This is a genomic window from Spirosoma fluminis (assembly GCF_054778895.1).
The window spans coordinates 373,970-392,246 of record NZ_BAAGZD010000004.1; the positions used below are offsets into that span (position 1 = coordinate 373,970).

19 protein-coding genes are annotated in these 18,277 nt (G+C 50.6%); all 19 read left to right on the plus strand.

Features of this window, described 5'->3' with window-relative positions:
• The first annotated feature begins 14 nt into the window (after positions 1-14).
• The 19 genes from ACYVBJ_RS07030 to ACYVBJ_RS07120 all read left to right on the plus strand — a co-directional run bounded on the left by ACYVBJ_RS07030 (position 15) and on the right by ACYVBJ_RS07120 (position 18,275).
• Complete coding sequence (locus tag ACYVBJ_RS07030) at positions 15-980, plus strand: Gfo/Idh/MocA family protein (RefSeq protein ID WP_460981586.1); 966 nt, start codon at positions 15-17, stop codon at positions 978-980.
• Positions 964-1,836, plus strand: coding sequence for an ABC transporter permease (locus ACYVBJ_RS07035; RefSeq protein WP_460981587.1), 873 nt, complete (start codon positions 964-966; stop codon positions 1,834-1,836). The genes ACYVBJ_RS07030 and ACYVBJ_RS07035 overlap by 17 nt, the downstream gene beginning before the upstream one ends.
• A gap of 23 nt (positions 1,837-1,859) precedes the next feature.
• Positions 1,860-3,473, plus strand: a complete 1,614-nt coding sequence (locus ACYVBJ_RS07040; RefSeq protein WP_460981588.1) for an LIC_10190 family membrane protein — start codon at positions 1,860-1,862, stop codon at positions 3,471-3,473.
• 18 nt (positions 3,474-3,491) lie between these two features.
• Complete coding sequence (locus tag ACYVBJ_RS07045) at positions 3,492-4,745, plus strand: ABC transporter ATP-binding protein (protein ID WP_460981589.1); 1,254 nt, start codon at positions 3,492-3,494, stop codon at positions 4,743-4,745.
• Positions 4,746-4,751: 6 nt separating this feature from the next.
• Positions 4,752-5,474, plus strand: a complete 723-nt coding sequence (locus ACYVBJ_RS07050) for an FkbM family methyltransferase (protein ID WP_460981590.1) — start codon at positions 4,752-4,754, stop codon at positions 5,472-5,474.
• 20 nt (positions 5,475-5,494) lie between these two features.
• A complete protein-coding gene (locus ACYVBJ_RS07055) occupies positions 5,495-6,430 on the plus strand; it encodes a nucleotide-diphospho-sugar transferase (RefSeq protein WP_460981591.1) in 936 nt (311 codons plus the stop codon).
• Positions 6,427-7,278 carry a glycosyltransferase family 2 protein gene (locus ACYVBJ_RS07060; RefSeq protein WP_460981592.1) on the plus strand — a complete coding sequence of 284 codons (852 nt, stop codon included), beginning with the start codon at positions 6,427-6,429 and terminating at the stop codon, positions 7,276-7,278. The genes ACYVBJ_RS07055 and ACYVBJ_RS07060 overlap by 4 nt, the downstream gene beginning before the upstream one ends.
• Positions 7,275-7,982 (plus strand): FkbM family methyltransferase, encoded by a 708-nt coding sequence (locus tag ACYVBJ_RS07065; protein WP_460981593.1) that lies wholly within the window; start codon positions 7,275-7,277, stop codon positions 7,980-7,982. The genes ACYVBJ_RS07060 and ACYVBJ_RS07065 overlap by 4 nt, the downstream gene beginning before the upstream one ends.
• Positions 7,979-8,827, plus strand: coding sequence for a glycosyltransferase family 2 protein (locus ACYVBJ_RS07070; protein WP_460981594.1), 849 nt, complete (start codon positions 7,979-7,981; stop codon positions 8,825-8,827). Before ACYVBJ_RS07065 ends, ACYVBJ_RS07070 begins: the two co-directional genes overlap by 4 nt.
• A 12-nt stretch (positions 8,828-8,839) precedes the next feature.
• Entirely contained in the window at positions 8,840-9,769 is a 930-nt protein-coding gene (locus ACYVBJ_RS07075) for a glycosyltransferase family 2 protein (protein WP_460981595.1), read from the plus strand.
• A complete protein-coding gene (locus ACYVBJ_RS07080) occupies positions 9,769-10,689 on the plus strand; it encodes a nucleotide-diphospho-sugar transferase (protein ID WP_460981596.1) in 921 nt (306 codons plus the stop codon). Before ACYVBJ_RS07075 ends, ACYVBJ_RS07080 begins: the two co-directional genes overlap by 1 nt.
• A 9-nt stretch (positions 10,690-10,698) precedes the next feature.
• Positions 10,699-11,949 (plus strand): glycosyltransferase, encoded by a 1,251-nt coding sequence (locus ACYVBJ_RS07085; protein ID WP_460981597.1) that lies wholly within the window; start codon positions 10,699-10,701, stop codon positions 11,947-11,949.
• Entirely contained in the window at positions 11,946-12,665 is a 720-nt protein-coding gene (locus tag ACYVBJ_RS07090; protein ID WP_460981598.1) for a GNAT family N-acetyltransferase, read from the plus strand. Before ACYVBJ_RS07085 ends, ACYVBJ_RS07090 begins: the two co-directional genes overlap by 4 nt.
• On the plus strand, positions 12,662-13,840 hold the full coding sequence (gene rffA / locus ACYVBJ_RS07095) for a dTDP-4-amino-4,6-dideoxygalactose transaminase (protein ID WP_460981599.1): 1,179 nt from the start codon (positions 12,662-12,664) through the stop codon (positions 13,838-13,840). The genes ACYVBJ_RS07090 and rffA overlap by 4 nt, the downstream gene beginning before the upstream one ends.
• On the plus strand, positions 13,806-14,621 hold the full coding sequence (locus ACYVBJ_RS07100) for a glycosyltransferase family 2 protein (RefSeq protein WP_460981600.1): 816 nt from the start codon (positions 13,806-13,808) through the stop codon (positions 14,619-14,621). The genes rffA and ACYVBJ_RS07100 overlap by 35 nt, the downstream gene beginning before the upstream one ends.
• Positions 14,622-14,637: 16 nt before the next feature.
• On the plus strand, positions 14,638-15,393 hold the full coding sequence (locus tag ACYVBJ_RS07105) for a class I SAM-dependent methyltransferase (protein WP_460981601.1): 756 nt from the start codon (positions 14,638-14,640) through the stop codon (positions 15,391-15,393).
• An 88-nt stretch (positions 15,394-15,481) separates the two neighbouring features.
• Positions 15,482-16,300 carry an FkbM family methyltransferase gene (locus ACYVBJ_RS07110; protein WP_460981602.1) on the plus strand — a complete coding sequence of 273 codons (819 nt, stop codon included), beginning with the start codon at positions 15,482-15,484 and terminating at the stop codon, positions 16,298-16,300.
• Entirely contained in the window at positions 16,281-17,297 is a 1,017-nt protein-coding gene (locus tag ACYVBJ_RS07115) for a glycosyltransferase (RefSeq protein ID WP_460981603.1), read from the plus strand. Before ACYVBJ_RS07110 ends, ACYVBJ_RS07115 begins: the two co-directional genes overlap by 20 nt.
• Before the next feature lie 30 nt (positions 17,298-17,327).
• Positions 17,328-18,275, plus strand: coding sequence for a glycosyltransferase family 2 protein (locus tag ACYVBJ_RS07120; RefSeq protein WP_460981604.1), 948 nt, complete (start codon positions 17,328-17,330; stop codon positions 18,273-18,275).
• Positions 18,276-18,277: the final 2 nt, after the last annotated feature.

Here is an 18,277-nt window from a genome sequence, read left to right on the forward strand (position 1 = left end):
TTACCTACTCACGTATGAAACGATTTGCGTTGATAGGGGTGGCTGGCTACGTAGCCCCCCGGCACCTGAGGGCGATCCGGGATACCGGCAATACGCTCGTAGCGGCTTTCGATAAATCTGATTCAGTCGGCATCATGGACAGCTACTTTCCGGAAGCCGATTTTTTTATTGAATATGAGCGGTTTGATCGCTGCATCGATAAGCTCCGGCGGCAAAAGCAAGGCGTCGATTACGTAAGCATCTGTAGCCCCAACTACCTGCACGACGCTCATATTCGGTTTGGGCTGCGCAATCAGGCCGACGTGATCTGCGAAAAACCGCTGGTGCTGAACCCCTGGAATATTGATGGGCTGCGGGAGATTGAACAGGAAACCGGTAAGACGGTCAATAATATTTTACAACTCCGGCTGCACCCGAGCCTGGTCGCGCTGAAAGAACGGATCGGCCGCTGCTCCCATAAAAGCTACGACATTGATCTGGTGTACATTACATCGCGTGGGCGCTGGTACAACACGAGCTGGAAAGGCGATGCGGCTAAGTCGGGCGGAATCGCCACCAACATTGGGGTCCATTTTTTTGACGTACTGATCTGGCTATTCGGCAACGTGCGGCAAAACCTGGTGCATGTTCATGACACCAACCGGGCCGCGGGGTATCTGGAGCTGGAAAACGCACGCGTTCGGTGGTTTCTGAGTACGGATTACGCTACGCTTCCGGAAGTGGTCAGGCTGAAAAACAAACAGACATACCGTTCGCTACGTATCGAAGGCGAGGAAATTGAATTTAGCGACGGATTTACGGACCTGCACACGCAAAGTTACGAGCGCATTCTGGCAGGGCAGGGGTTCGGATTAGCCGAGGCTTACCCGTCGATTGAGGTTGTTCACCAGATCCGGAATGCCCGGCTCAGCCCCCTCACCGGCGATTATCACCCGATGGTGCAGGGCAGCGAACCGGTAAATTTTGTCCGAAACGAATAATACGGTGTCCGACGAACAGGCTACGTATACGCACTCGATTACGTCACAGAACAACCTGTTCGACCTGCGGCTGGGCGAAATCTGGCAGTACCGCGATTTGCTGGTCCTGCTCGTTCGCCGTGACTTTGTGGCCAAGTATAAGCAGACGATTCTGGGTCCCGTCTGGTTTTTTATCCAGCCCCTTTTCCAGACGGCCGTTCTGGCGGTTGTGTTTAGCGGGATGGCGCGTCTGTCTACCGATGGCACCCCGCCCATCCTGTTCTACCTGTCCGGCGTAACAGCTTGGAATTACTTCGCGAGCTGCCTCCGCGCTACGTCCACTACATTCACGGCCAATGCGGCCCTGTTCGGCAAAGTCTATTTCCCAAGAGCCGTAATGCCCTTATCGATTGTGGTTAGCAATCTGATTCAATTCGGGATCGGTCTTCTGCTCTTTTTAGCGATCTATACGTACTACAGCTTCAGTGGACAGGCCTTACAGCCGAATACGACGCTGCTGCTGGTACCCCTGCTGGTGATCATTATGGGACTTATGGGGTTGGGCCTGGGGATGCTGGTCTCGGCCATGACAACCCGCTACCGGGATTTGTACTACCTGGTCGAGTTTGGCGTACAGCTCCTGATGTATGCCACGCCCGTCATTCTGCCCCTGTCGGCGGTACCGGCAAAATACAGGTTGGTTATGCTGCTCAATCCAATGACCGGTGTGATCGAGGCTTTTCGGTACAGTTTTCTGGGAGCGGGCGCTTTTTCCAGCTCGCTGGTGCTGTATTCGGCGGGGTTCGCTTTGGTTGTGCTTCTGATGGGTCTGGCGGTGTTCAACCGAACCGAGAAAAACTTTATGGATACGGTATAATGGTGGCTCAACTCGTGGGGTTCATGTGTTGCAGCCTTTGTTTTATCAGTATCGGATCGGTTGTAAAAAAGTTTGCGGCCTGGAACACGTCATTTTTTCATGATTTCCTAATCGGATTAGCCTTATCCAACGCCTTTTTTACGCTTGTATCGATTGCGTATCCAGTTACCAATACCGTTACGTTCGTATTTGTCTTACTCGTTTCGGGCGTAGGGTTGGTTAATGCTGATTACGTACGCCAATACTACCTGGCCGTGAGCAGGCAGTTTGCGACGCGTGTACGAACGAATCCGGCGCTGGCGTTCCTGTTATTGGTATTTATCGGGATCACTTTTTTTCAATCCTTGTACAGCCCTTCGCTCCATTATGATGCGGGCTTATATCATATTCCGGTTATAAAGTGGACCGCCGAGCATAAAACAATCCCCGGCCTGGTTCATCTGAATACTTTCCTGGGTTATAATTTTAATAGTTTTTCGTTGGATGCGGCTTTTTACAATTTGTTTGCTCAGCCCATTTATCCACTAAATTTTACAATCATCACGTACTGCTCACTGTATAGTTTTGAAAAGATTAGCAGCGCATTTAAACTGGCTAATTACTTGCTGGCTGGTAGTTACGTACTGATACTTTATTATTTAATCCAGAATTTCTGGCCACACGTTTCCACCCCCTCAACCGATACGTTGGTGTTTGTTCTGATGATCCTTGTTCTTAGTTCTATTGTTGATATACACAGAAACAGAGATACAATCTTTCCCATCCTTATTCTGTCTGTTTACGCAATTACGCTAAAGCTATCGACCGCGCCTGTTCTGCTTGTCGTTTTTTATTTGCTCGGGACGGCCTATTTCTGGAGCCGTAAGAAACAAGCGCTGATTACCCTGCTTAGTTGCGGCTTTATCGTCTTTCCCTGGCTGGCGAAAAACGTCATACTTACCGGCTGGCTATTGTTCCCGTTTCCAGCCATCGATTTGTTTTCGCCCGACTGGAAACTGCCAAAGCCCGACGTTGCTCAGCTACAGCAAGCCATCCGTGCCTATTATGTTCCGGAGGGAAGTTCAGGGCGTTATGGGTTACAGACCTGGCTGGGCAATCAGAGCGGGGCTGACCTGATCATGATCGCGAGTAGTGCAATCGCTATACTTGTAGTCGTAGTACGTCTGTTCCTGAACAAGCGCTCATTAGCCCGCCATTACGTAATGGCTTTGAGCGTATCCGTCGCAGGCATTATATTCATGGGCATACAGGCGCCGAGCCTTCGATACGGAGCCGCTTTTTTTGCCGCACTTCTCCTAGTATCCGTTCAGTCACTGAACGCCAGAGACACGATCAGCAAGTACGGATTGTATGCATTTGGCCTGGTGGTTACCTGTCTCTTTTTAAAAGATAACTGGTTCCACCCCTGGCATTTTACAAAGCATATAGCTCACCGATTTCTGTTGCCGTATCCACTGGAAATACCCCAGCAGAACCAGTTTGCTTATTTTGTCGTCGATACTAAGGTCAAGTGCTACTACCCAATCGCTTCCGATCAGTGTTTCGATCACCCGTTGCCCTGCGCCAGCAAACGAATCGGCGGATTACACCTCAGAGGGAAAAGGCTTGAGCAGGGTTTTTACCGAGATGCCCGGTAACGCTCGTCGGTACCACCCATGAAGCCCGTCGTTAAAATAGAAAATCTTTCCAAGCAGTACCGCTTAGGTACGGTGGGTGCGCGAACGATCCGCGACGATGCACAACGGTGGCTGCACCGTTTCCTGGGAAGAGAGGACCCCCTGCTGAAAATCGGCGAGTTCAATGACCCCGCTACCAAAGGCTCAAGTCGATACGTCTGGGCGCTCAAAGACATCAGTTTCGACGTAATGCCCGGTGAGGTATTGGCCATAATTGGCAGAAACGGAGCCGGCAAGTCGACGCTGCTCAAAATTCTCTCTAAAGTGACCGGACCGACTACGGGCCGAATCGACTTTAACGGCCGTATCGGTAGCCTGCTTGAAGTCGGTACGGGCTTTCATCCGGAGCTGACCGGGCGGGAAAATATATTCCTGAACGGTGCCATTCTGGGCATGAGAAAACGGGAGATCAGGGCTAAGCTCGATGAAATCATCGACTTCTCGGGTTGCGAGCGCTACATCGATACGCCTGTCAAGCGCTATTCCAGCGGCATGACCGTCCGGCTGGGGTTTGCCGTAGCCGCCCACCTGGAGCCCGAAATCCTGATCGTTGATGAAGTGCTGGCCGTTGGGGATGCGGAGTTTCAGAAAAAAGCCATCGGCAAGATGAAAGCCGTGAGCCAGCATGAAGGCAGAACTGTGCTGTTTGTGAGCCATAATATGGCGGCTGTAAAAAATTTATGCACGCGCGGCATCGTACTCGATAAAGGGCGCTTCGCCTTTGAAGGTACTACAGCCAGTGCCATAGCGCATTATTTCGCTGCTCCGGACTCGGGCGGCTCGCGGATTACGGAGAAGATAGCCGCCCTGCACACTGGCCTGTCCATTTCGGACATACGGGTCAATGGCTCGTCCGCCGATTATATCAGTATTTCCGGAAAAAGTGGTACGCTCGACGTTACGATTAAAGGCGACCTGACCCAACCGCTGCCCCTTTGCTTTGAAGCGGTTTTTGTCGACGAGCATGACGTTCCTTTCGCAATTTATAACCCCGATTTCTCGTTCGGAACTCTGAAAACTAGCCCTGCCGGAGCGTTTGAAGTTCGTAAAACCATACAGCTTCCGGCCCGAATGAACAAAGGGCGGTTTTACGTCAACTTTCTGTTCGTCGATCCGCTAAAAGCCGTTTTCATGGCCATACCACGCGGTCTGGTGGTCGACTGCGAAGGCTATGTGAATGAAAGCGGATACGTTTATTCTTTCCCGGACGGGGGATTGATCAATCTGAGTTAGAGGATAGTGGGACGTATCACAGCAACCGTAAAAAAGCTTATTTACGCCAGCATTCCGGCCGGGTACAAAGAGTTTATCCGGCAGGAAATTCTCAACGAGCATACCTATTACAAGTACTTAACGACGGGTTTCTCGCAGGAGGGCGAAGACCAGATACTTGCCCAATATTTCTACGGAGTCGACACGGGGTTTTATCTGGATATTGGCGCCTATCATCCGATTAACTATTCAAATACCTATAAATTTTATCTGCAAGGCTGGCGGGGGATTAACCTGGACGCTATGCCGGGCAGTATGGCCGCATTTACTGAAATCCGGCCGCGCGATATAAATGTGGAAACCGGCCTGGCCGAGCAGGAAGGTACGTTGCCATATTACATATTTAACCAGACCGGTATCAATACATTTTCTGAAACGTTTGCCGCCGAAATGGTCGCGAAAGGCTATGCACTTGTTGAAAAGAAAGCGGTAAAAGCGCGAACCTTACAATCTGTTCTGGCGGAGTATTTGCCAGCTAACCAGGTGATTGACTTTATGTCTTTAGATGTAGAAGGCTTTGAACTGGACGTACTTCGGTCGAATGACTGGTCGACGTATCGACCCCGGTTGATTGTTGTCGAATCGCTGCAATTGAAGAATAAAACGCTGCTGGATAATTACCTGGGTCAGGTCAATTACGGGCTTATTGCCAACACGCTCAACAATTTATACTACGCGGATAAGCGGTAAACGCTCTGTACCGATACGTAATGGAAATCAACGTATTGTTTATCATTTTTAACAAATCAGACGAAACGAAACGCGTCTTTAACGCAATACGTAGCCAGAAACCGGCGCGTCTTTTTATTGCCGCCGACGGACCACGACCGGGTACAGAAGGCGAAGCGGAACGATGCCAACTGATCCGGAACTGGGTCCTGGAACACGTAGACTGGTCATGCGAGCTGAAAACCTTATTCAGAGACGAAAACAGAGGCTGCGGGCGGGGGCCGTCGGAAGCGATAAGCTGGTTTTTTGAGCACGTAGACGAAGGTATTATTCTCGAAGACGACTGCCTGCCCAACCCCACTTTTTTTCAGTTCTGCGCCGACCTACTCGGAACGCATCGGGATAATCGGCAGGTGTCGATGATCTCCGGAAATAACTTTCAATTGGTGCAGCCCATGCCCATTGAGGCCGATTATTACTTCTCGGTTTTTCCGAGTTCGAATGGGTGGGCTACCTGGAAACGGAGCTGGGAAGGCTTCGATTATACCCTTTCCAACTGGCCTCGAATCGACAAAAAGCAACTAAGTACGTACCTGTTTGCCGAAAAACCGTATGCGCGGTGGTGGCTGAATCAGTTCGACTGGTTGTACAGAAACAAACCAGACGATATGTGGGATTTTCAGTTTCATTATCTCTGCATGACCCGGGGCCAGCTGGCCGTAATTCCGAAAGCCAACCTGGTGTCCAACATTGGGTATGGCCCGTACGCCACCCACTCCCAAAATCCGGACAGCTATTTTGCCAACGTACCGACCCATGAACTGGCGATCCCCTTTACGCATCCGGAGCGGATCGAGCGGCATTACGAAGCCGATCTGTTTATCCAGCGTATGCTGTTTGGACAGGCTCATGTCGATAGCCAGTTCAAGAAGTTCAAACGCGTGGTCAAGAAAGTGATCCGATATAACCCGATGTGATCCCGCTTTCGATCATTACAATAAACCTGAATAACGCGGCTGGTCTGGAAAAAACAGCGCAAAGCGTTAGCCGCCAAACGTTCCGGGATTTTGAGTACATCATCATCGACGGTGGATCGACCGATGCCAGCCGGAAGGTTATCGAGCAGGTTTCGGAGCACGTTACGTACTCGGTATCGGAACGTGACCGGGGCATCTACCACGCCATGAATAAGGGTATCAGGCGGGCAACGGGTGAGTACTGTCTGTTTTTGAACTCGGGCGACTGGCTCGCGACGCCTACGGTGCTGGAAGAGGTGTTTGCCAGTCGCCCGCAGGCGGATATCGTCGCGGGTGACATTTATTTCTACGACAACAAGAAGCAGGAAATTCGCTGGTGCGTGAATTCGCCGACGAACATCACGGCCCGAACGCTTTTTCAGGGTACGCTACCGCATCAGGCTACACTGATCCGAAGGCGTTTGTTTGAGTCGGTCGGGCTGTATAATGAGCAACTCAAAATCGCTTCGGACTGGTTGTTTTTCGTAGAAGCGATGCTGGAACACCATTGCTCGTACGCGCATTTTCCCGGCGTGATCGCCTATTTTAATATGGATGGTATCAGTTGTGACCCGGCCACCAACAACCTGTCCCGGCAGGAACAGCGACTGATTCTGCAGCAACGCTACCCCTTGTTTCTGGTCGATTTTGAGCGACTGGAGGCACTGGAGAAGGAGCAAACCCAATGGCTATCCAGTCGGGAAAACGCCGTTTACCGCTTTCTGGAACGTAATCAAATTATTAGTGCAGGGGTATTCGTATGGCGGTTAAAACGCTTTACGCTCAGACTGGTAAGGCGTCGGGAGTGAAAGAATTTATAAAAAAGATTGCCCAGTATTTCGGGCATGACATTGTGCATTTACCCGCTGACCCGATCGTTCGGCAATGGCTGGATTTGATGCGGTCAGCCAACATTGACCTGATTTTCGACGTAGGCGCCAACACGGGTCAATTCGGTAAACAGGTTCGGAAACTAGGATTCGCTGGCTCAATCGTTTCGTTTGAACCCCTGTCGGAAGCTTATGAGCAGCTTCAGCGCACGGCGCTGGCTTATCCGCCCTGGCAAACGGTTCACACCGCCATCGGCGATTACGACGGAATGGCTGAGATCAACGTGTCCCGAAACTCGTACAGCAGCTCGTTGCTGAATATTCTTCCGCTGCACGTGGAGAGTGAAGCTGACGCGGCTTATGTCGGTGCGGAAACCGTTCGCGTGCAGACGATTGACTCTATTGTTGACCAGTATTGCCGGCCCGATCAGAACCTGTACGTAAAGGTCGATACGCAGGGGTTTGAACGTCAGGTAATTGCGGGTTGCACTCAGTCGATTGGTCGAATCAAGGGGTTTCAACTGGAACTGTCGCTTCAGCCGCTCTATGAACAGGAAACGCTGATGCCCGAACTGATCTACGTCTTGAAGCAGGAGGGGTATACACTGAAACTTATTCAGGGCGGCCATCGCCATTACGAAACCGGGGAGCTACTACAGGTTGAAGGTTATTTTTTCCGATGAATCCGGTCGTATTGTCCATCATCACCATCAATCTGAACAACAAAACCGGGTTGGAGGCCACCATCCGAAGCGTGTTGAACCAATCCTTCAAAGCGTTTGAATTTCTGATTATCGACGGAGCCTCGGAAGATGGCAGTGTTCAACTCATCGAAACGTATTCCGATCAGGTGACGTATTGGATTTCCGAAGAAGACCAGGGCATCTACCACGCCATGAATAAAGGAATACGCCGGGCAGAAGGAACGTATTGCCTGTTTCTGAATTCGGGCGACTGGTTCATTGACGGTTCCGTGCTGGAAACGGTGTTTTCCCGGAGTCAAACGGCCGATCTGCTGATCGGACGCTGTCGGGTTTCGAAAGGGGACGAGCAGGTTTACATCACTAAGTTGCCCGAAGCGCTGACTTTAAAGTCGTTTATTGGCAATACCCTGCCGCACCAGGCCACGTTTATCAAAACGGCGCTATTCGCACAATTTGGGTTATACGACGAGCGATACCACATTCATTCGGATTACGCCTTCTGGATCCGCGCCCTGATCGTGGGGAATTGCTCGACAGCCGCGCTCGATGTTCTGGTTGCCGATTACAACCTCGACGGTATATCCAGCAGTACCGAGCAAAACCCGGATAAACCCAACGAAATACCGCTCATTTTAAGCGAGTATTTTCCGGAGCGTGTACTCCAGGATTATCAGAACTGGGCGGTAGAAAAGCAGGAGCTGGTGTATTTTGACTGGCTGAAATCAAGAGAATACTTGTACGCACTTTTGAAAGTCCTGTATAAAGTTTCAAAAAATATCACGAGGGCGACTGCCTGTTTTAGGCCAGCAAACGATAAGAACTAGCTATCCGGCTGAATGAATTTAATAAGACGTATAGCTCTCTTTCTTAGAAAGAAACTCGTATCCACTAAACAATACGAACAAAAGACCTATACCGGCTGGCTGGCGAAAAACTACGATCCTGATCCGGAAATAAGCTTTATCATCCAGTCGCATAACAAATCAGAAAATGTCATTTTCCTGGTCAATAAATTAAGAACTATTCAGCGCAGTGAGATACTCGTCATCGACGATGGCTCGGAAATCGAGCATACCCTGCGGCTCACTAAATTTCTCAGGAATGCGAATGAATTTTTGCTGCGCTGCAATGACCTGTACGAAATAATAACTTACGGAAGAGCCTTGTATTTCGCCAGGGGAAAATACGTAGTGCTATTGCAGGACGACGACGATTTCGAGACTACCGAATGGGTAAACGAAGCCCAGAACTGCTTTGAGCAAGACGATCTCCTGGTTATTCTGGGCGGTCGGGATGGGGCGCGGCTAAGGCCTGTGACCTACGATAGCACCGGTACAAGAGGGCCTTTCGTTCGGGAAAACAACAAGGTGTCCCGAGCCAACTCGTTCAAAATCGAATTGAGCAGGGACAGTGAGTCGGCTCCGGGCTTAAGCTATGTTCAGTACGTAGATCGGGCACCGATGTGGCTCCGACGTAACGTATTCATCGAGGCACTGCACGATTTCGACCCCCAGTTCGCTCCCTTTCAGTGGGACGATGCCGAAGTCTGCCTCCGGGCCTGGACACTGGGCCTGCGCGTGGGGCATTATCCCGCAAAGTTTAAAATAGGTGGACTAGGACCCGGCGGCATGCGGATCTGGAACAACGAATTGCACCATCGACAGGACGAAGTGAACATCAAACGAGTGTATGCTTTATACGAAGATAAGCTCGACTACATTGATTCGCTGGTAGACAGCGGCAATCGGTCACTGAGCCATCGCTGATGTTCACGACGCCCGTTCTGCTCCTGATGTTCAACCGGCCTTCGATAACGCAGCAGACGTTCAACCGAATCAGGCAGATACAGCCCCGCCATCTGTTTGTGGCGGCCGATGGACCCAGGCCAAACCAACCCGCCGATGCCGAGCTATGCCAAAAAACCCGGGCGATCATCGAAACGCAGATTGACTGGGACTGTGAGCTTCAGACCTTGTTCAGGACCGAAAACCGGAGTTGCGGGCGGGGTCCGGCCGAAGCCATTACCTGGTTCTTTACGCACGTAGACGCCGGTATTGTGCTGGAAGATGACTGCCTGCCGGAGCTAAGCTTTTTTGGATTCTGCCAGCAACTGCTGGAGCGATACGCTGCCGACCCGCGCGTGTACATGATTACGGGTACCAACGCCATGAAAAGATGGTTTCCGTCGCGGCAGTCCTACTTTTTTTCGTACATGGGGCACAGCCTGGGCTGGGCTTCGTGGCGCAGGGCCTGGCAGGCGTTTGATTACGAACTGAACGGTGCTGATACGCTGCCGGTACAAAACCAGATACGGACGACCCTGGCTAATGACCAGCACGCCAATCACTACGTAGCTCAGTTTATGACGTATCAGAAAACGCAGCCGAGTGACGTGTGGGACTTTCAGTGGTTGTTTTCCCGCTGGGCCAACGGCGGCTGCACGATTGTTCCGTCGGTCAATCTGATTTCCAACATCGGCTTTACGGCAGAGGCTACCCATTCGTTCAATGAGGATGATCTGCTGGCGAACCTGCCCGTTTTTCCGATTTCCTTCCCGTTGACGGATGCAGCCGTAAAGATTGATCGCTTATTCGACTGGGTGGTTTTTGAGCGATTTGTGAACCCCGCCAAACGGCCGCTCTGGAAGAAACTGCTCTTAAAAAGCATCCGCCTGCTGGCTACGTAGCGCCCGACTATGCAAACCCATCCAAGAACTGTACTGAACTTATCCGCCATGGACTATAGCGGGGCCGGTGCATTTGCGGTTGAGTTTGATGCGCTCTTAAAAGAGAGTGGCCTGCGGTCGTATCTGCTCGTTAAAGAGTCGAAGAACAAGTCGAGTCAGGCGATTGTATACAACAATACTCCGTATGAGAACGTAGCAGGTAAGCTGAAGCGAAGCTTCTATAAACAGCGATTCCCCGACGCTCTGTTTGCGCACGATTATTATTTCTACAACCGACACGAACAGTGTACTACCGTTTCGGCCCAAAAAATACTGGCGCAAATTCCGGATAAACCAGATGTCATCATTACGTACTGGGTCACGGACTTCATCAATGCCCGTACGTTGCGGGAGTTGTTCGAACTGACCGGCGCTCAGATCTATTGTTTTCTGGTCGACAATGCTCCGCTGACGGGCGGCTGCCACTATCCCTGGGATTGTCGGGGGTTTACACAAAGCTGCGCCGACTGCCCGGCGATTCTGGCTGAGGGCGACAAACAACTGGCGTCGGAGAACTTAGCGTATAAACAGAAATACCTGCCCATGTCGGCTAAAGCGGTGGCGTTTTCGGGCAGTGATTTTAACCGGGCCACCCAATCCGCCCTTTATCGGGAGAAAGAAGTTTTGAAATGGATCGGTTTTGTTGACGAAACGAGGTTCGCCGTAGGAGACCAGCAGGCCGCAAAGAATTACTTTTCGCTGCCTGCTGATAAGCAGATTATCTTTTTCGGAGCGTCGGCCTTACAGGAAAAACGAAAAGGAATGGGGCTGCTGATCCAGGCCCTTACCGCTTTACAACTGGATACAATCTACCTGCTGATCGCTGGCGACTGTTCTCTGCCGCTGGACGGTATACCAGCCTATTTGGCCGGTTATCTTTCTGAACCGGAACTTATCCGGGCGTATCAGGCGGCTGATGTGTTTGTCTGCCCATCGCTGGAAGACTCCGGACCCATGATGGTCAATCAGGCCCTGATGTGCGGTACGCCGGTGGTGGCCTTTGATACGGGCGTCGCTCAGGATCTGGTGATAACGGGCAAAACCGGTTACAAAGCGCAACTGGGCAATGTAGCGGACCTGGTGCAGGGCCTTGAATTCGTGTTGAACCTTCCGCAAGAACAGTACGAACGTATGGCCGCGAACTGCCGAAATTTTGCCGAAGAGACCTTTGGCAAAGAGAGTTTTCGCGCTCAGGTAACGACGTTCCTGCAAGCGCTATGACGCCTGAGCTACAGCAACTACCCTGGGATACCCGTTTCTTTGGCTATACCGTCGGCCGACTCGATCTGCATTCTTACGACGAAACCAGACTGGTAACTGTACTCGAACGGGCCAGGCTACAGGGCTTTAAACTGCTGTATGTGTTTACCGGCAAGGCCAGCATTCCGGAGCAGGCTATGACCAGTTCATATCCGATCAGGCTGGTCGATACGAAGGTCACTTACAGTTATGTGTTAGGCCCGCCAGCAATACCATTGCCAGAATTGCTGATCCGAAGATTCTCAGCTACTGACAACGTAGCGCAGCTGTATGAGCTTGCGTATCAAAGTGGCAAGTATTCCCGATTCAGGGTCGATGCTGCGATTGGCGCAGAGAAGTTCAGGGCGCTGTACCGACTCTGGGTTGACAACAGTTTGTCGGGTCAGGCGGCTGACGATACGTTCGTATACGTAATGGATGAGGTGATTAGCGGGTTCGTCACCGTAAGCAAACGACTGCCGATTGCCACCATCGGGCTGATCGCTACCGACGAAGCCAAACGCGGGCGGGGCATTGGCAGCGCCCTGCTCAACTACGTCAAACATGAGGTAAAGGCCACGTCGGCGGGGCGGCTGGAGGTAGCAACTCAAAAAAAGAACACGATCGCCTGTCGGTTCTACGAACGTAACGGATTTGTCGTCAGCGACGAAACGAACGTGTATCATATCTGGCTATGACGACCTACGCCATTCCGTTCAATAAACCGTATCTATCGGGTAACGAAACGCAGTACATCGTTGACGCGGTCAAGTCCGGCAAAATCTCGGGGAATGGGATCTTTACCCAGCGATGCCACGAATTTTTCCAGACCCGATACGGATTTCCCAAAGTTCTGCTGACGACATCCTGCACGGATGCGCTGGAAATGGCGGCCATTCTGGCGGATATTCAACCGGGCGACGAAGTAATTGTCCCTTCCTATACGTTCGTGTCGACCGCGCTCGCTTTCGTGCGTCAGGGTGCTACGATTGTCTTTGCCGACAGCAGTCCGGAAAACCCGAATCTGGATATAACCCAGCTCGAATCGCTGATAACGCCCCGAACCAAAGCCATTGTTCCGGTGCACTATGCGGGTGTCGCCTGCGACATGGACCCGTTGCTGGAACTGGCCAATCGAAACAAGCTGCTGGTGATCGAAGATGCTGCCCAGGCAATCGATGGTTATTATAAGGGGCGGCCGCTGGGCTCAATTGGGCATCTGGCCGCTTTTTCCTTCCACGAAACCAAAAATATTATCTCGGGCGAAGGCGGTATGCTGGTCGTCAATGACGAGCGGATGTTCAAACGGGCCGAGGTTATCTGGGAAAAAGGCACCAACCGAAGTGAATTTTTCCGGGGCGAGATCGACAAATACGGCTGGGTGGATACGGGGTCCTCGTTTTTGCCTTCGGAGATTGTTTCGGCCTTCCTGTACGCGCAGCTTGAAAATCTGGATAGTATTCAGGAACGACGCCTGGCACTCTGGACGTATTATTACCAGGCGCTGGAGCCGCTAGCCGGCAAAGGGGCGTTTCGCCTGCCGGTTATTCCTGACTATGCCCGTAACAATGCGCACCTGTTCTATCTGGTTTGCCCGAATACCGCCGAGCGTTCCCGGTTGATTGCGTCGCTGAAACAGGAAAGCATCCTGGCCGTATTTCATTACCTGAGTCTGCACCGGAGCCGCTATTATCACGACAAACACGACGGGCGGGACTTGCCGTTCGCCGATCACTACGCCGATTGTCTTGTCCGGCTGCCGCTGTTCTACGAGCTGTCGTTTGCCGAGATCGACCGTATCGTGCACCTCATCAAGACCCTTTACCGTCGGAAGCCCCATGCCGAAACTGTCGATCATTACGGTAAATTATAACAACGCCCAGGGGTTGGCAAAAACGATTGAAAGCGTTGTTCATCAGCAAAGTGCTGACTTTGAGTATATTGTGATCGATGGTGGGTCAGCCGATGGGAGCGTAGAGGTAATCAAACAGTTTGCTGGCAGGATCAACTATTGGATCAGTGAACCCGACAAGGGCATTTATGAGGCCATGAACAAAGGGATACGACAGGCCAAAGGCGACTACTGCCAGTTTCTGAACTCGGGCGATTACCTCGTCGACCCGGGCGTTACCGGGCGGATGCTGGCGGATATACCCGCGACGTGCAGCATTCTATACGGCAATAAACTAAGGCGCTATAAGGGCGTGGATCGGGTCGAGAAGAGTTACGCAGGCCGACCGATTACGCTGTTCGATATGTACGTTTCTACACTGTTTCACGCACCGGCTTATATAAAAAGATCGCTTTTCGACCGTTACGGTCTCTACGACGAAACGTTGAAAATCGTGTCCGACTGGAAATTTTATCTCATCGCCGTCGGACTTCATAACGAGCGCGTCGTCTACAAAGACATTAATGTGGTCTGGTTCGATAGTCAGGGCATCAGCAGTACCCAAAAAGCGCTTGATAAGCAGGAGCGGGAGCAGGTGCTGGCGGCTGTTCTGCCCGAAAGTATCGGGGCTGATTATCGCGAATTTGCCCAGGATCTGGTTGTAGTCAGAACGCTGAAAAAACTGCCCGGCTTCTGGTTCTTCATCCTGAATCTGTACCGGCTCGTTGTCCGGTTCGACCGGTACGTAGCGCAACACCGTTAAACCGCGTTTGCCGACCATGAAAAAGTTTATCGCTGCGTTGCTTGACAAATTAGGATTCGTTCTGATTTCCAAGCGGAAATTGAATACGTATCAAACGGCGCAACTGGAAGAAACCTACCCGGAATTGCAGGGAAAAACTGATTTTCTGCGGGCAAGAGCCAACAAAGGGTTACGGGAGAAACTGATCCGGGAACGAAAAACGAAATGGCTGGAAATTGGCTGCGGAGGTACGTTTGAAGAGAACTTTGTTTACGTCGATTTATTTCCCAAAAGCTTAGTCGATACAAAAGGGACGTATTATCGGCTGGATATTGTTCACGCGACCGAAGAGGAATTTGCTCAGCTGGGTAAATTTGATTTGATACGTATGCAGCACGTATTTGAACATTTCTCGCCGGAAGATGGACTAATTGCGCTGAACAATTGCGCGAATCTGTTAAATCCAGACGGCTATATCCTGATTTCTGTACCCGACCTCCGTAAATACATTGGCTTTTACCTGACCAATCAGATTCGAAATAATTATGACTGGGCGTTGAATCGAATAAAAAAAGACAGTCCGAACAGCTTTTATTTTTCTGTTTTTACGCACAGTGTGCAGCACGAACGGCACGAATGGTGTTACGACGCTGAAGGATTAATCTACCAGCTTGAACGGACGAAAAAATTCAAAGCTATTCGTGAACTCACGCTGACCGATGAACTGGCGAATATTCCGTTTACCCACAACCGCCCAAACGAGGACGTTTGTGTACTTGCACAGCTTTCTTAATTGCTGACAAGACGTGATTCAGGATTTTACTATTCTTGTTATTCGGCTATTAAAAAAACTGAAATTACTTCACCACGTTACAGTCAACGTGCCCGTAGTATTCAATAAACAGAAAATAATTTTATTGATACGTAACGGCATTGGTTATCCAAATTTATTTCTCGACGAAGATTTTCTGCTTGCTTTATTACGTCTTTTCTTAGGGCGCAAATCCGGCGTTTTTATTGATGTTGGCGTCAATATTGGGCAGACGCTGCTTAAAGTGAAAACCGTTGATCCAACTAGGCACTACATTGGTTTTGAACCGAACAGGATTTGCGCCGATTACGTCCTGGATCTGATAACATTAAATCAGTATACGAACTGTGAGATTAAGAATAATGCCCTTTCAGATCGACGTGAACAAGTTGAGTTAGCGCTAAACGAAGCAACCGATGCAGCCGCTTCAATTGTCGCGAATCTCAGGCCCGGTTATTTCAGCGAACGTATTGCCGTTGACTGTATTTCCTTCGATGAACTAGGTCTGACAGCACCCATATCGATTGTGAAAATTGACGTTGAGGGGGCAGAGCTGGACGTATTGACCGGTATGCAGAACGCTATTGAGCGTTTTCACCCGCTCATTATTTGCGAGGTATTAGACAGTTATAATCCGGATGTGCTCGAATTTACGCAGGACCGGGCAGATCGCTTGTGTACGCTGCTGGAAACGCTCAGCTACCGTATATTCCAGATTCACCACGATCATATACGTATCAGAAGCGTTGAGCTGGTTGACGAAATACAAATAAAACTTTGGTCGAAAGACAGTTACTTCTCGAATGATTACGTGTTCTGTCACGTGGATAGCGAGAAAGAAATAACAGAGTTGCTGAGCCAGCTGGCGTATGGCAAAGGTATTCGTTGATCCCCGTTGTAATATCGAGTACAGTGCTTTCTACCTGGAAGGACTGTACAGCCTTTTTGGTAAAAGAAACGTTTCGTTTGATAGTCGTTATTTTCTGAATGCTCCCAATGCCGATAATTTGAATTTTGTTGTAGAAGACGGTGAGAAAGAATTACGATGTAGCGTTGATTATAACGACAGCCCTTATATAAATCAGGGGTTATACAGTTGGTGTACGCATTACGGAAAGGTGAATTTCAGAGCTTCTTTTTTGCAGGCGGGGATAGGTGAAAAAATTGTCAACATTACGCCGTCTTTTGGTATCCGTATCTGGACTTTGTCTGATACCATTATAACGGCCTTACGTAACTACGCTCAGGTTAATCCCCGGCCCGACTCTCTTAAACGCTTTTTGTCGGGCTACGTTAAACAGCTCCGGCACCTTCCGTTAAGCCGTTACCAGCCCGCTCTATCCTCGACTGATTATATATTTTCGGTCAATACACTCTGGTTCAGCAATGAATGGATCGATACGGATAAAACCGTTAATTACATGCGCCTTAATTTCTACAAGGCGGTTTCGGCGCTTTCAGCCATTCGTTCGGAAATTGGGTTTGTCTACAGCCAGAAAAGGAATGAAAATCCGGCTTTTCAGGAATATATAATCGAGAAGTGGCTACCCAAAAAAGAATATCTGCGAAAAACGCAGCAGTCGGTTGTTGTGTTCAATACGCCCGCCTGGGATTTGTGTCATGGCTGGAAACTAGCGGAATACCTGGCGCTGGGTAAAGCCATTATATCGACTCCATTTCACAATGAACTGCCGGTTCCGCTGGAGCATGGGAAACACATTCATATTGTGGATGGATCGGTTGAGCAGATTCAGGAGGCTGTACAGCGGCTGCTGACCGATACGACGTATCGACAAAATCTTGAACAGCAAAGCAGAGCGTATTACGACGTCTATGTGCAGCCCGCGGCTGTTATGCGCTATCTGCTCAAAGACGTTACGTTATAACCGGCCAAACTGGGTTCGCCCTACCCTCGCATGTTTTCGGTAATTATTCCGCTCTATAACAAAGCCGACTACATCGAAACCGCCGTGGCATCTGTACTCCAGCAGACCTTTTCGCAGCTTGAGCTTATTGTCATCAACGATGGGTCAACCGACGGGAGCGAACAACGACTGGCGGCTGTCAACGATCGGCGGCTAACCGTAATCAGCCAGCCGAACGCGGGCGTATCGGCGGCCCGAAACCGGGGTGTTTCCGTAGCCCGGTATCCGCTGCTGGCGTTTCTGGATGCCGACGATTGGTGGCACCCTGATTTTCTAAAAGAATTACACGTCCTGATCACCGACTGTCCCGATGCGGTGCTGTATGGCAGCAATTATTACTACGTCAAACACGGACAAAACCGCGTTGAAGACAAAGGGCTGGCGCCTGGTTTCACGGCGGGCTACATCGATTACGTAGCGCTTTACGCGGCCAGTTTTTGCGTACCCATCAACTGTTCGTTCGTGGTGGTTCGCAGAACGGCGTTTGAGGCTGTGGGCGGTTTCAAAACCGAATTACGCCTGGGCGAAGATTTTGATTTATGGATTCGGCTGGTGCTGTACGGACGGGTGGCTTATGTCAACAAGCCGCTGGCGTATTCGAATCAGGACGTTGCCAACCGCGCCATCGGCCAAACCCAGTTGTATTCGCCACAGGCCCACGTTACGTTCAATCTGTCTTTTCTCCGTCGGGCTGAGGATGCATCGCCGGTGTTGAAAACGCTCACCGATGGGCTTCGCGTTCGGTCGATGCTTCCGTATTATCTGGCGGGTCAACATACCGAATCGGTAGCACAGGTGCTTCAGGAAGTGAATTTTTCTCAGCAACCCGTTCGGGTTCGGTTGCTATACCGAGCGCCGAAGAAATGGGTACAAGCCTATTTTCGGGCCAGACAACTGGGTGCTGCGGCCAAACGAATTCTCGCCGGTCTGCGTCGGTAACA

Bases quoted from the DNA above. Each gene is read 5' to 3' on its own strand.
- ACYVBJ_RS07030 (WP_460981586.1), top strand. From the start codon at position 15: ATGAAACGATTTGCGTTGATAGGGGTGGCTGGCTACGTAGCCCCCCGG.
- ACYVBJ_RS07040 (WP_460981588.1), top strand. From the start codon at position 1,860: ATGTGTTGCAGCCTTTGTTTTATCAGTATCGGATCGGTTGTAAAAAAG.
- ACYVBJ_RS07045 (WP_460981589.1), top strand. From the start codon at position 3,492: ATGAAGCCCGTCGTTAAAATAGAAAATCTTTCCAAGCAGTACCGCTTA.
- ACYVBJ_RS07055 (WP_460981591.1), top strand. From the start codon at position 5,495: ATGGAAATCAACGTATTGTTTATCATTTTTAACAAATCAGACGAAACG.
- ACYVBJ_RS07070 (WP_460981594.1), top strand. From the start codon at position 7,979: ATGAATCCGGTCGTATTGTCCATCATCACCATCAATCTGAACAACAAA.
- ACYVBJ_RS07075 (WP_460981595.1), top strand. From the start codon at position 8,840: ATGAATTTAATAAGACGTATAGCTCTCTTTCTTAGAAAGAAACTCGTA.
- ACYVBJ_RS07080 (WP_460981596.1), top strand. From the start codon at position 9,769: ATGTTCACGACGCCCGTTCTGCTCCTGATGTTCAACCGGCCTTCGATA.
- ACYVBJ_RS07085 (WP_460981597.1), top strand. From the start codon at position 10,699: ATGCAAACCCATCCAAGAACTGTACTGAACTTATCCGCCATGGACTAT.
- ACYVBJ_RS07090 (WP_460981598.1), top strand. From the start codon at position 11,946: ATGACGCCTGAGCTACAGCAACTACCCTGGGATACCCGTTTCTTTGGC.
- rffA (WP_460981599.1), top strand. From the start codon at position 12,662: ATGACGACCTACGCCATTCCGTTCAATAAACCGTATCTATCGGGTAAC.
- ACYVBJ_RS07100 (WP_460981600.1), top strand. From the start codon at position 13,806: ATGCCGAAACTGTCGATCATTACGGTAAATTATAACAACGCCCAGGGG.
- ACYVBJ_RS07105 (WP_460981601.1), top strand. From the start codon at position 14,638: ATGAAAAAGTTTATCGCTGCGTTGCTTGACAAATTAGGATTCGTTCTG.
- ACYVBJ_RS07115 (WP_460981603.1), top strand. From the start codon at position 16,281: ATGGCAAAGGTATTCGTTGATCCCCGTTGTAATATCGAGTACAGTGCT.
- ACYVBJ_RS07120 (WP_460981604.1), top strand. From the start codon at position 17,328: ATGTTTTCGGTAATTATTCCGCTCTATAACAAAGCCGACTACATCGAA.